This is a genomic window from Algoriphagus zhangzhouensis, from assembly GCF_900148515.1.
In the GTDB taxonomy this organism is placed as follows: domain Bacteria; phylum Bacteroidota; class Bacteroidia; order Cytophagales; family Cyclobacteriaceae; genus Algoriphagus; species Algoriphagus zhangzhouensis.
This window is the reverse complement of record NZ_FRXN01000007.1, coordinates 1-13,753: the sequence shown is the minus strand read 5'-3', so window position 1 is coordinate 13,753 and position 13,753 is coordinate 1. Positions and strand designations below refer to the sequence as shown.

Below are 13,753 nucleotides of genomic sequence, written 5' to 3'. Positions count from 1 at the left end.
GTTCTATGCACCTATTTTCTTTAAAAATATGTCTAAGTAGTAGCAATTCTAAATATTAAATAAATTCAATAACTATGAGCAAAAGACAATTCTTTCTCGGCATGCTACTGGCCTCAGTAATCGGTGGCATTGTTGCTTTAGCAGGAGTGAGTTTTTTGATACAACCACAAGAAGCCAATTCCTTTGACGAAAAACAACAAACCAGTTTTGTTAATCTCCTGACCGGAGATGACTTTAAGATTCCAGATGGGATCAATTTTGTAGCCTCTGCTGATTTAGTTACCCCGGCAGTGGTACACGTAAAAAGCACGATTTCATATAATTCTAGGTCACAAAGAGATCCACTTCAAGAACTCTTTGGGATGCCTCCAAGAGGAGGTCAAGGTGGGGGCGGAATGCAAGCTCCAGTAAGTTCCGGATCTGGAGTTATTATTTCCTCTGACGGATATATCGTTACCAATAACCATGTGGTAGAAGGTGCATCTCAAGTTGATATTTCTCTTGAAAACAATAAGAGGTATGTAGCCAAGATTATAGGAACTGATCCTACAACTGATTTGGCCCTATTGAAAATTGATGATAAAAACCTTCCTTTTGTGAAGTTTGGAGATTCTGATGATACGAAAATAGGGGAGTGGGTTCTTGCAGTTGGAAACCCTTTCAACTTGAACTCTACTGTTACTGCTGGTATTATTTCAGCAAAAGCAAGAAATATTGGAATCCTGAGAGATGTGGAAAATAGCCTATCTGTAGAATCATTCCTTCAAACAGACGCTGTAGTGAACCCAGGAAACTCTGGTGGTGCTTTGGTGAACCTAGCTGGAGAATTGATTGGTATTAATACAGCTATTGCTTCAAGCACCGGGACATTTACTGGTTATTCCTTTGCCGTTCCAAGTACACTTGTTAAAAAAGTGATGGACGATTTGATGAAATATGGCGCTGTTCAAAGAGGGCTTTTAGGGGTTTCTATCCAAGATGTTTCTCCTGAATTAGGTGAAAGATTGAATACAGAATTCCCAGTGGAGCAAGGTGTTTATGTCGGAGGAGTAAATGAAAATAGTGGTGGAGAGGAAGCTGGTTTGAAAGCTGGAGATATCATCATCGGAATCGATGGAAGAGATATTACCAATGTCGCTGTCCTTCAGGAATTGGTGGCTAGAAAGAGACCAGGAGACCAGGTTTCTGTTAAATATTTGAGAGATGGTAAGACGGTGGAGACAAAGGCTACTTTGAAAAACTTCGATGGCGATACCAATATCGTGAAAAAGGTTGAGCCTAAGACTTTTGAGTTTGAAGGAGTTGTATTTGAAGATATTACTTCTGAGCAGATGGAAAGATTAGATATTTCTGGTGGTGCTTTGATCAATACTGTAGGAACACCAAAATGGAGACAAGCTGGAGCAAGACCTGGTTTCATCGTAACGTCTATCATGTCTGAAAACGGAAGGTATAGAGTTTCGAATGCCGACAATATTCTGGAAATCCTTGATGACTTGAGAGGGGAAGATATTGTAGTTTTGGGGATGTTTAATGACGGAACTGAATACTACTTCGAAATTGAATTGGAATAGAAAGTCAATTCCTTGGAAATAAAAAAGCCCGTCAAATACTTGACGGGCTTTCTTTTTGATTAATTGTGCTTATTTAAGCTACCTGAAGTCTTTTGAATTTTGACTTGTCAAACTTGCTTTTAGCGTATTCTCCATCGATAACCAGTTCTTTGATTGAGTCATCAGATGGTAATTCATACATAGCATCAGTAATGATTGCTTCGCAAATGGATCTCAATCCTCTTGCGCCAAGATTGTACTCAACAGCTTTTTCAACAATGAAGTCAATTCCGCTTTCTTCAAAGACCAAATCAACACCTTCCATTGCCAATAGCTTGGTGTATTGCTTGGTCAATGCATTTTTAGGCTCAGTAAGGATTCTTTTCAAGGCATCCTTGTGAAGAGGGTCCAAATGAGTCAAAACTGGAAGACGGCCAATTAATTCAGGAATCAAGCCAAAGGCTTTCAAATCCTGAGCAGTTACGTATTGCAAGAGATTCTCTCTGTCAGCCAAAGCCGCAGTCCCTGCTTTGCTAAAGCCTAGAGGTTGAGTATTGAGTCTTTTTGCAATATGTCTTGCGATACCATCAAATGCACCACCACAGATAAACAAGATATTCTCTGTGTTTACAGCAATCATTTTCTGGTCAGGGTGCTTTCTTCCTCCTTGAGGTGGAACGTTGACTACAGTTCCTTCAAGAAGCTTTAGCATAGCCTGCTGAACACCTTCTCCACTTACATCTCTAGTGATGGACGGGTTATCGGACTTCCTTGCGATTTTATCTATTTCGTCAATATATACGATGCCTCTTTCGGCTGCCTCAACATTGTAGTCAGCAGCTTGAAGCAGGCGAGTTAAAATGCTTTCCACATCTTCTCCGACATATCCAGCTTCTGTCAAAACTGTCGCATCAGCTATGCAGAATGGTACCTCCAAGATTTTAGCCAAGGTCTTTGCAAGATAGGTTTTTCCCGTACCGGTATCACCCACCATGATGATATTGGACTTTTCAATTTTGATTTCGTCCTGTTCATCTTTTTGTAACAATCGCTTGTAGTGATTGTATACAGCAACAGTGAGTACCTTCTTTGCATCTTCCTGTCCGATCACATATTGACCAAGATAGGTAGTCAGGTCCTTAGGTTTCTTTAATTTAAATTTAGGTTTTGCAGCATCACTCTTCTTGGTTTTTTCTTCCTCTCCAAGAATCATGTGAGCTTGCTCGATGCAGAAATTACAGATATGGGCAGAAATACCCGATACCATTAGATCTACATCTTTTTTGTTTCTACCACAAAACGAGCAGGTTACTTGAGCCATTTTTTATTTTTTAACTAATACCTCATCGATCAGACCATAGGCCTTTGCTTCTGGAGCTTTCAACCAGTAGTCACGATCCGAATCTCTTTCTATTTCTTCGAAAGTTTTGCCAGTATGGTTAGCAAGAATTTGATACAATTCTTGTCTCATCGACAAGATCAATTTCAAGGAAATCTCCATGTCGCTGGATTGTCCTTGCATGCCACCTGATGGCTGGTGAATCATTACTCTGGAATGTTGAAGAGCTGATCTTTTATCTTTGGCACCACCTGCAAGTAATACTGCTCCCATAGAAGCTGCAATACCAGTACAGATTGTCGCAACATCCGGTCCGATGTATTGCATGGTGTCATAGATCCCCAAACCTGCAGTTACAGAGCCACCTGGGCTATTGATGTAAAGCAATACATCTTTCTTAGCATCCACTGATTCCAAGAAAAGTAACTGGGCTACAATAATATTTGCAATGTGATCATCTACCCCTGTGCCTAGGAAAATGATACGGTCCATGATCAGTCTTGAAAACACATCGATCTCACGGAAGTTTTGAGGTCTTTCCTCAATCACCGAGCGAGTCATGTTTTCGATATGTTGGGTGTACTGGTCAAATGCAGTGCCGCTCACACCTTGATTGTGGATGGCGTATTTTCTGAATTCGTCTTTATTGATCATGTTATAAACGGTTGAAGTAAACAAAAATAAAAAAAGCCCTTAAATAAGGACTTTTTTATACGCTTAAAAGCAATTTAGTTTTCTAAAAGTTCCTTGAACTCGTCTATGCTAATGTCTTTTTCTTCTAGATCTATCTTGTCTTGGACAAATGATAGGACTTTCTCATTTTGAACTGAAGTAAGCATGTTCATGTAGTTTTGCCCTTCTTCACCTTTCAGATAGTTGTCTACGAACATGTCCATGCTGTCTTCCATCTGGGACCCAAGGCCAGAAGCTGCAAATTGCTCACGGATCATTTCTTTGGTTTTAGCGATCACGTCTTCGTGCTCAGCTTTGATGTCATGTGCTTTCGCCAATTCATTGGATACCAAAGACCAGATCAATTGCTTCGCGTAGATAGGAAATTCCTTCTCAACGTCTTCAACAGTTACTTTGCCTTCGTTTGCTTTGAACAACCATTCTTTCAAAAAGGCCTCAGGAAGGTCCAAATTCGCATTGTCAACCAATACTTTTTTCAATTCTTCCTCAGTGAAAACTTTTGATTCTTTATCGTAGTTACCTTGAAGAGTTTCTTTCACTTTAGCAGTGAATTCTTCTTCAGTTTTCACTTGATCAGGACCGAAGATTTTGTCGAAGAATTCTTGATTCAATTCAGCTTCTTCAGTTCTGTTTACATTTTTGATAGTGAAAGTCAAAGCTCCTTGAACAGCTTCCGCCTCTTCAGCAGAAAGTCCGAAAGCTTCTTCCCACTGTCCTTTCTTCACATCTTTTGCTTCGAATTCGATCACAGCGTCTTTTCCTTGACCGATGAATTTACCAGCCAATTTTTTAGTGATCTTAGTCAAATCTAAAGAAACAGCTTTGTTGAAGCTAGTTTCAGCAGCTGCCAAGTCTCCATAAACATTGTCCCCCGCTTCTGCAGTTTCAGGATTTGTGCTGTTGCCATATTGAGACTTCAAGTTTTCGATGGTTTCTTCTACCAACTTGTCATCTACCTTGATGGAATATTTGGTCGCCTTGATGTTTTTATCCAAAGGCAATTCGAAGTTCTCTACAAAACCGATTTTGTATTCGAAGTCGAAATCTTTTTGGGTTTTCCAATCAATGCTGTCTTCTACATTTTCAACTGGAAGAGGATCACCAAGCACGCGGAAAGTTTGTTCTTTCAAGTAGGAGTTCAATGATTCACCCAAGATGCCATTGATCTCTTCAACAAGTATAGATGTTCCATACATGTTTTTTACCATCGAAACAGGAGCCTTACCAGGTCTAAAGCCACGAATGTTAGCTTTTTTGGCGTAGTCTTTCAGTTTCGCGTCTACCTTCGGTTGATAATCTGCCTCTGTTAGTTTAATTTTAATAGAAGCTTGATTTGCTGAGTGCTTGTCTAATGTGATTTCCAAAGCGCTTTTACGTTTAATTGAAGATGAACTAAAAACCCCCAATCTCTTTCCTGGTCAGGTGACGCAGTGGAGTGATTGAGGGTTCGGTATGTGTGCGGATGGAGGGACTCGAACCCCCATGCCTCGCGGCGCTAGATCCTAAGTCTAGTGCGTCTACCAATTTCGCCACATCCGCATTTTCATACAATTTGGACAGAAAAAATTCCTGTTTTCAATTGTGGATGCAAAGGTATGTACTAAATGATAATTTGCAAACGTGTGTTGAAAAAAAATCGAAATGATTTGATAAAAATTTGTAGACTCCTACCAATTTTGTTGTAAATTCCTTCTGTATGATTCAAGTAGATGTAGAAGAAGAAAGAAAAGAGATTCTTAAGCGGTATCGAAGACTCCTTCGACACGCTAAACCTGTGTTGAAGCCTGGTGATGCGAAATTCATCAAGCAGGCATTCAACGTTTCCCTCGAAGCCCATAAGGATATGAGAAGGAAGTCAGGAGAACCTTATATATATCACCCACTAGAAGTAGCCCTGATTTGTGTTGAGGAAATCGGCTTGGGGACAACGAGTATAGTAGCGGCATTACTCCATGATGTAGTGGAGGATACCGACTGGGAATTGGAAGATATCGAACGTGAATTTGGCCCCAAGGTCATGACCATTATCGATGGATTAACCAAGATTTCAGGTGTGTTTGAATATGGAAGTTCGCAGCAAGCTGAGAATTTCCGGAAAATGCTTCTGACCCTATCTGACGATGTACGGGTTATCCTGATTAAGATTGCAGACCGTCTCAATAATATGAGGACTCTGGGCAGTATGCCCCGGCATAAGCAATTGAAGATTTCTTCGGAGACTATGTATCTCTATGCGCCTCTTGCTCACAGATTGGGATTGTATGCGATCAAATCTGAGTTGGAAGATTTGTACCTGAAATACACCGATACGGATACCTATAAGGATATTGTTGATAAGATTAATGAATCGAAATCCTACCGGAATAAGTTTATCAAATCTTTTATCCAGCCCATAGAAGAGGAACTGACTCGCCAAGGCTTTAAATTCAGTATCAAAGGACGTCCTAAATCTGTATACTCCATTTATAATAAGATGAAAAAGCAAGGGATACCTTTTGAGGAGGTGTATGACTTGTTTGCGATTCGAATTATTCTGGAAAGTGAGCTAGAGAGCGAAAAAGCTGATTGTTGGCAGGTTTATTCTATTGTAACTGACTTTTATAAACCCAACCCAGATCGATTAAGGGATTGGATCAGTACCCCAAGGTCCAATGGTTATGAATCATTGCATACTACGGTAATGAGTAATACAGGTCAGTGGGTGGAGGTTCAGATTCGAACCGATCGCATGGATGAAATTGCCGAAAGGGGATATGCAGCCCATTGGAAATACAAGGATAGCAGTGGGAAATCCAACTCTGGTTTGGATGATTGGATTACTCAGGTGAGAAGTATGCTTGAATCCAATGATGGAAATGCAATTGAGTTTATGGATGATTTCAGAGGGAATCTGTTCCATGAAGAAGTTTTTGTGTTTACTCCAAAAGGGGATTTGAAAGTATTGCCTTTTGGAGCTTCTGCTTTGGACTTTGCATTTGAAATCCATACCGAAATAGGAGCCAGATGTATTGGAGCCAAAGTCAATCAAAAGCTTGTTCCGATTAATCAAAAGCTGAAAAATGGAGACCAGGTAGAAATCCTGACTTCAAGCAAGCAGCGTCCTAATGAAGATTGGCTGAACAGTGTTGTTACTTCCAGAGCGAAGGCAAAAATCAAAGATGCACTTCGAGAAGAAAAGAAATCAGCCATTTTGGATGGGCGAGAGATTGTCCAGAGAAAGCTAAAGCAGATGAAAATGGATTTCAATTCTGAAACCATTGAAAAGCTGAGAGCTTATTTTGAATTGAAAACTGCCAATGAGTTTTATTATAGAGTTGGAAAAGGAACTATTGATCCAACTTCTATAAAGTCTTTCAAAGATTTCAAGGAAAATCAAAAACTCAAGCATAAAGCAATTCAGGAAAAAGTAAAAGACGAAAGTTCATTCACCAAAGAAATTAAGAGTCTCAAAGGACCAGATCATGATCAACTTTTGATCGGAGAAGATATGGATGTGGTGGATTACATTTTGGCAAAATGCTGTAACCCTATTCCGGGTGATGATGTTTTTGGCTTTGTGACAGTCAATGAAGGGATTAAAATCCATCGAACTTCCTGTCCAAATGCTTTGGAATTGCTTTCAAATCATGGAAATCGAGTGATAAAAGCACGCTGGACAAGTCAAAAGGAAATCGCCTTCTTGGCCGGTTTACATATCGTTGGTACAGATCGGGTAGGCTTGATTAATGATGTGACCAAGGTGATCTCCAATGAATTGAAAGTGAACATGAGGTCCATTACGGTGGATTCTGATGCTGGGATTTTTGAGGGAACCATCAAACTTTACGTCCATAGTACAGAACATCTAGATAAATTAATGAATAACCTTTCGCAGGTAGAAGGAATCATCAAGGTTTCCCGCTTTGATTAGAGAAATGAATCTTTTATTGCCCGCAAAAGTTATATTTGAAAAAAATAGCTCAAGATGCCTTTGAATACAACTCATTTCGAAGAGGTAAAAAAAATATTTACAGCTTACTTAGAAAGTCAAAAGCTTCGAAAGACCCCAGAACGATACGCGATATTAGAGGAGATTTACAGTAGAACTGGTCATTTTGATGTAGAATCCCTATACATCAGCATGAAAAACAAGAATTATCGTGTTAGCCGTGCTACTGTTTACAATACATTGGATCTGTTAGTGGAATGTGATTTGGTGACCAAACACCAGTTTGGGAAAAACCTTGCTCAATTCGAAAAATCCTACGGATACAAGCAACATGACCATTTGATTTGCGTCGATTGTAACAAAGTGTTGGAATTTTGTGATCCACGCATCCAAAACATCCAAAATACCGTTGCTGAAATTTTAAACTTTGAAGTATTGCATCATTCCTTGATTATCTATGGAAATTGTAAAAAGGAACAATGCGAAAATAGACCAACTGAATAATATGAAGCTTACCTATCATACCGAAAAAGACGACAAAGCCCAGTACCTATATATTAAAGGAGATTTAATTGGAGATGAAGTCGGCCCCAAGCTAGTAGAGGTAGTTTCCGATGCTGTTGAAGAAGGTGTAAAGACTTTCGTGGTGGATTTAAGCGAAGTAAGGTATATCAGTTCTTCTGGAATCGGTCTGTTGATCACTATGTTGACAAAAATGCGAAATATTGGAGGAGAAGTTTATTTAACCTCTCCTTCTGATCATGTGAAGAAATTGCTGATTATCACAAAACTGAATAATATTTTCACTGTTTTTGATTCTGTAGAAGATTTCAAAAACAAAGATTGATTTAATCGATATTTCAAAGAAAGTCAGTGGGGTTAGATCCTCACTGACTTTTTTGTTTCGGGCTGAAATGAATTATTTATCTTATTTCCCTTGGTTTTCTTTAGGCGAATTGCAAATTTCGCCCTTCAAAAACTCTTGAATAACCGTTTAGACCGGACATCAAATGAAGATGGATGTATTACTGGGTCTCCAGTGGGGAGATGAAGGAAAAGGTAAAATTGTAGATGTATTAGCTCCTGATTATGAAATCGTAGCTAGATTTCAAGGTGGTCCAAATGCTGGACATACGTTGGAATTTGACGGTATCAAGCATGTGTTGCATCAGATTCCTTCCGGGATTTTCAGATCCCAAATCTTGAATATTATTGGTAATGGGGTCGTTTTGGATCCAATTATTCTTAAAAAGGAAATAGATGGCTTGGGTAAATTCTCCATTGATTATATGAAGAACCTTGTCATTTCCAAAAAAGCTACAATCATTATCCCGACTCATAAGTTGCTTGATGCTGCCTATGAGCAATCAAAAGGGGACAAAAAGATTGGTTCGACTCTCAAAGGAATTGGGCCAACTTATCAGGATAAAATTGGAAGGTCAGCTTTGAGAGTTGGAGATATCCTAAGTCCTGAATTCCAAGAAAAATATACTACGCTAGTAGATAAGCATAAGACAATTCTTTCTTTCTATAACTATCCATTGGATCAGTTGGCAGAAATGGAAACTCAGTTCTTTGATGCAATCGAATTCTTCAAAACTCTAAATCTCATTGATAGTGAATATGAGGTGAATGATGCTTTGAATGAGAATAAAAGAATTCTTGCTGAAGGAGCTCAAGGTTCTCTTTTGGATGTAGATTTCGGTTCGTATCCATTTGTGACCAGTTCAAGTACGATGACAGCTGGAGCTTGTACAGGCCTTGGAGTTTCTCCTTCCAAAATCGGAGAGGTTTTCGGGATTTTCAAAGCTTACTGTACTAGAGTAGGAAGTGGGCCTTTCCCAACTGAGCTTTTTGACACAGTGGGAGATGATATGAGGAAAGAAGGTAATGAGTTTGGTAGTACAACTGGCCGTCCTAGAAGATGTGGGTGGTTGGATTTGCCTGCACTTCGCTATTCTATCATGATCAATGGAGTCACTCAATTATTCATGATGAAGGCAGATGTATTGAATATCTTTGAGGAGATCAAAGTTTGTACACATTATGAATTGCCAACTGGTGAAAAAATCGACCGATTGAGTTTTGAGATTACTGATACTGAAGTGAAGCCAGTTTATAAATCAATGAAAGGCTGGAATTGCTCTTTGGAGGACATCAGATCCTATGATGATTTCCCTGTCGAATTGAAAGAATATGTTTCTTATCTAGAAGACGAGCTGAAAGTACCAATCAAATTAGTTTCCGTTGGACCTGATCGAGTTCAGACCATCATGAAATAAAACTTTAAACCCCGGATTTTAACCATTCGGGGTTTTTTAATGTTTTGGCAAAATTCATTTTGTATTTTGGAAAGCTAAATCCAAAATCCTTGAAATTTCGCTTACTACTTTTATCATTTCTTTTTTTAGTCCTGGGGCTCCAAAAAGGGTTTCCTCAAATTGGATTTCCTTATTGTGAGACTTTTCAAACAGCCAGCACACAAGCTTCTACGATTTATGGAGGATCCGCTCAGTTATTAGGTGGAGTCCTTCGACTCACCACTAACGAAAATGATCAAAAGGGATACATATATATAGATGTCCCTTTCCCTTCTACTTATGGTATAAAAGCTGAATTTGAATATTTCATGTATGGAGGATCTGGGGCTGATGGATTGACAGTTTTCCTTTTTGATGCTGATGTTCCAAATTTTGCTCCGGGAGGTTTTGGCGGATCATTAGGCTATGCTCAAAAATTCGAACAGCCTGGTTTGACGGGCGCTTACATGGGGCTCGGGTTTGATGTATTTGGGAACTTTGCAAATTCGAGCGAGGGCAAAAGAGGAGGTTTTTTTGGAGGGGATAATAATTTATATCCTAATACCATTGCGCTAAGAAAAGGTGGTACAGGGACCAATGGATATGATTTTGTGGTTGGGAAAATCACAGATGACCCGCCAGCAGGTGCTTCTGGTTTGGCTTTGGATGTTGATTACCGCTTTCCATTAAGTTCTGGTGGTGTAGGTACTCAAAGAGTTACAGATAGAAACAATGTTGGGTATAGGAAAGTGTTTTTTGAGCTTGAACCTAATCCTAATGGAGTAGGCTACCTATTTAAACTGGAAATGGAAGTGACGACGGAAGAGGGGAAACCCAGGTTTGTGACTATTTTTCAAGACCAGGAATTCAATTTCCCTGCACCGGAGAACTTGAAAATAGGTTTTTCTGCTTCTACCGGGGGATTCAATAATTTTCATGAAATCAGAAATTTGATAGTTCAGGTTTCTGCAGAGGATGAATTGCAAGCTCCGATTGCAGTGGATTTTGATGATGTGGCCAGTTGTGAAGGTCAGGAAAATCAATTTTATATCACCGATGAAGATATTGAACTTCCTAATGAAGGTTCTGAAATTAGATGTCTCCAATTTTATTTATCCAAGGAGGATATTATAGCTCAGTCTGAAGATGTATGTACACAAGCACGATGCTTGGAACAAAACCGATACTTGGTATTACCCGAAGGAACCTTACAAGCAGGAGAGAAAGGAGCTTATACGTTTTTTCCAAATGTGGGTTTTGCGGGAAGTGAAGTCGAGGTTTATTATACGATTACAGATAATTATGGAAAGACTTCGGCAGGGAACAAGATTACCTTGAAAATACAGGAATCTCCAGAGCCGGTCTCTTTACTTGTCTCTGGTAAAAGTGAAACTGTGGAAGAAGTGAAGACTTGTCCCGGGGATCTTGTAGTATTTGAAGCGAAAGGGGAGGAGGAATATGAAAGATTTGAATGGTATAGAGATGGAGAGCTTTTACCTGGAGAGGAATCTGCAAGGTTAGAAACGGAAGAGGAAGGAATATTTGAAGTTTGGGCTTACAACAGGAAGAATTGTCCTGCTAAATCAAATCAGGTTGAGATTGTTTTTCCACAATTTCCCGAATTGGAATTTGAAGATTTAATCGTAGGATGTGATCCTGGACAGCCAGTGAATATTTTCGAAGGGATTGATTCCTATGATCCAGAAAATTATGACTACCGATTAGTTGGGAATGGATTGGAGTTGGAAAATGAAGAAATATTGACGCTAGATATAAGTGGTGTCTTTGAATTATATGGAAGACCTAAAGGATATACTTGTTATTCAGAGCCAATTTCTTTAGAAGTTTTCATACAAGAAGTTGAGTTGGAAATAGGTTATGATTTTGTTGTCGCAGGCACAGATATAAGAGATGATGCTAGTGGGGGTATTTTTCCAAATGATCCAATTCAATTTACGGACATGTCAGATTCAAGGACAATTTATTGGAATTGGGATTTTGGAGATGGGGAAACTTCAACCGAAAGAGACCCTATCCACGTATATGGTAAAAAGGGAGAGTTTGATGTCGTATTGACTATTACTGATCAATACGGATGTGAGAGATCTTTGACGAAGAGAGTGTCCATTACTAGGAGTTACCGAGTGATGGTTCCAACTGGTTTTACTCCTGAGATTGAGCCTAACCTATATTTTACCCCTAAATACAAAGGGTTAGTTAGTATAGAATTGTTGATATTTAATTTATGGGGAGAGTTGATATTCCAAACTGATGAATTAAATGGTCCAGGCTGGGATGGAACTTTAAATGGCGAGCTTCTAGAGCCGGGAATTTTTTCTTACCGATTCAATGGAGTCGCTACAGATGGAGAAGTAGTTAAAAAAGGTGGAAAGTTTAAATTAATCCGATGAGAAAGCTGATTTTTTTACTTGGTTTTATTTTTTTGGTTTCCAGATATTCTTTTGGACAGGATATTCAATACTCCCAATTCTATGCAAACCCTTTTCATATAAATCCTGCCTTTGCCGGAAGTACCTCTGAAAGTAGGGTTGGAGTAAATTTCAGAAATCAATGGCCTTCATTGGATCAAAGCTTTATTGCCTATACTGCATATGCCGATCACTTTTTTGAAGATATTTCGAGTGGAGTTGGTATTGTTTTTTCAGGTGCGAAAGAATCTTTCACCCAAAGTCAGCAATATGAAATAGGATTGGTTTATTCCTATCGCCTGCAATTGGGTGATAAGAACTTTGTACAATTTGGAGCTCAAGCTAGTTATGCTGGGCGAGAATCTATGTTTGACAAAGTGATTTTAGGTTCGCAGTTAAATATTGACAATGGTCAGTATTACAGTTCAGCTGGAGATTTGTTCGAAGGTGATTCCAAATTAAGTTCCTTTGATGCACATGCCGGCATTTTATTTTATGGTGAAAAATATTGGATTGGAGGTGCGGCCTATCATTTACTGGAGCCTCCGGTTAGTTATATAGAACCGGATTTATACAATCTTCCGGTTAGATATGGGGTGCATGGCGGATATAGAATTGATCTTGCTCCCGGAAACATCAATGATTATTTCAATAATACCGATCAAGAAAGGTCTTTGGCATTTGCATTCAATTATAAAAAGCAAGGTTTATACTCTCAATTGGACCTAGGGGCTGAATTTTATTTCCAACCTTTAATCTTAGGATTATGGTATCGTGGTCTTCCGACCAAATATGAATTACCAAATAATGAATCTTTGATTGCCTTGATTGGCTTTAGTTTAAAGTCAGGATTGGAATTTGGCTATTCTTTTGACTTTTCAATTTCCAAAATGGGACAATCGGTTTCAGGAGGGGCTCATGAATTATCATTTAGGTATGTGTTTGTCCCTAGAAACGGTAGAAAAAAGAGGTATGCTCCACTACCTACCTTTAGGTTCTAAGGTAGTTTTTAACTCTTTCGAAATTTAATTTTTAAAATGGGAGTAAATTCCTAGTATATCTGCTGTTTTGTTTCTTAAAATTGTCGATAATCTCTAAAAAGTTTTGTGAAATTTTTTCGATTCGTACTCAGGCAGTTAGGTGATAGTTGTGATTTTTTTCTGTTATGGTATTGTGGAGTCGGATAATTCTCGGATATTTGCACTCCCAATCGACGCGAACGGCGGCGAAAAAGATTGAAAAGGCGGAGTGAGCTGATGAGCGGTCCTGAGGGGCTTTGAGTGAATCGGTAAAGATTCAGAAACGGTGAAAAAAATAATTTCAAAAAGTTTTTGTGATTGAAAAAACTTCTACTACCTTTGCAAACCCAATCGGAAAGAGATCGGGAAACAAAAACAGAAAAACACGAAAAGCAGGCTGTGAAGGCGGTTTTTTGACAGAATCCAGTAACGACTGGAATCAAGTTCTTTGAAGTGATGTAAGGCGAAAAAAAATAATAACCTGAGAGTGAA

10 protein-coding genes and 1 tRNA gene are annotated in these 13,753 nt (G+C 39.0%); 7 read left to right on the top strand and 4 right to left on the bottom strand.

Annotated features, from left to right (window positions below; translation table 11 throughout):
- The first annotated feature begins 74 nt into the window (after positions 1-74).
- On the top strand, positions 75-1,574 hold the full coding sequence (locus tag BUF13_RS19490; RefSeq protein WP_073573511.1) for a S1C family serine protease: 1,500 nt from the start codon (positions 75-77) through the stop codon (positions 1,572-1,574).
- A gap of 73 nt (positions 1,575-1,647) precedes the next feature.
- Here BUF13_RS19490 and clpX read toward each other — a convergent pair whose 3' ends face one another.
- The 4 genes from clpX to BUF13_RS19470 all read right to left on the bottom strand — a co-directional run bounded on the left by clpX (position 1,648) and on the right by BUF13_RS19470 (position 5,124).
- Complete coding sequence (gene clpX, locus BUF13_RS19485) at positions 1,648-2,874, bottom strand: ATP-dependent Clp protease ATP-binding subunit ClpX (RefSeq protein WP_073573510.1); 1,227 nt, start codon at positions 2,872-2,874, stop codon at positions 1,648-1,650.
- Between the two features lie 3 nt (positions 2,875-2,877).
- Entirely contained in the window at positions 2,878-3,546 is a 669-nt protein-coding gene (locus BUF13_RS19480) for a ClpP family protease (protein WP_073573509.1), read from the bottom strand.
- Positions 3,547-3,620: 74 nt separating this feature from the next.
- Complete coding sequence (tig, locus tag BUF13_RS19475) at positions 3,621-4,949, bottom strand: trigger factor (RefSeq protein ID WP_073573508.1); 1,329 nt, start codon at positions 4,947-4,949, stop codon at positions 3,621-3,623.
- A gap of 93 nt (positions 4,950-5,042) precedes the next feature.
- Positions 5,043-5,124: transfer RNA gene (locus BUF13_RS19470), tRNA-Leu, on the bottom strand.
- 157 nt (positions 5,125-5,281) lie between these two features.
- Here BUF13_RS19470 and BUF13_RS19465 point away from each other — a divergent pair.
- The 6 genes from BUF13_RS19465 (at position 5,282) to BUF13_RS19440 (ending at position 13,243) form a co-directional block, all read left to right on the top strand.
- Positions 5,282-7,495, top strand: a complete 2,214-nt coding sequence (locus tag BUF13_RS19465) for a RelA/SpoT family protein (RefSeq protein ID WP_073573507.1) — start codon at positions 5,282-5,284, stop codon at positions 7,493-7,495.
- Positions 7,496-7,549: 54 nt separating this feature from the next.
- The gene (locus BUF13_RS19460; protein WP_073573506.1) at positions 7,550-8,017 is read left to right on the top strand and encodes a Fur family transcriptional regulator; all 468 of its coding nucleotides are present in this window, start codon (positions 7,550-7,552) and stop codon (positions 8,015-8,017) included.
- Position 8,018: 1 nt separating this feature from the next.
- On the top strand, positions 8,019-8,360 hold the full coding sequence (locus BUF13_RS19455; protein WP_073573613.1) for an STAS domain-containing protein: 342 nt from the start codon (positions 8,019-8,021) through the stop codon (positions 8,358-8,360).
- A 163-nt stretch (positions 8,361-8,523) separates the two neighbouring features.
- A complete protein-coding gene (locus BUF13_RS19450; RefSeq protein ID WP_073573505.1) occupies positions 8,524-9,795 on the top strand; it encodes an adenylosuccinate synthase in 1,272 nt (423 codons plus the stop codon).
- 89 nt (positions 9,796-9,884) lie between these two features.
- Positions 9,885-12,224 carry a PKD domain-containing protein gene (locus tag BUF13_RS19445; RefSeq protein ID WP_134204599.1) on the top strand — a complete coding sequence of 780 codons (2,340 nt, stop codon included), beginning with the start codon at positions 9,885-9,887 and terminating at the stop codon, positions 12,222-12,224.
- Positions 12,221-13,243: a PorP/SprF family type IX secretion system membrane protein gene (locus tag BUF13_RS19440; protein WP_073573504.1), complete on the top strand. Its 1,023-nt coding sequence runs from the start codon at positions 12,221-12,223 to the stop codon at positions 13,241-13,243. The genes BUF13_RS19445 and BUF13_RS19440 overlap by 4 nt, the downstream gene beginning before the upstream one ends.
- The last annotated feature ends 510 nt before the right edge of the window (positions 13,244-13,753 follow it).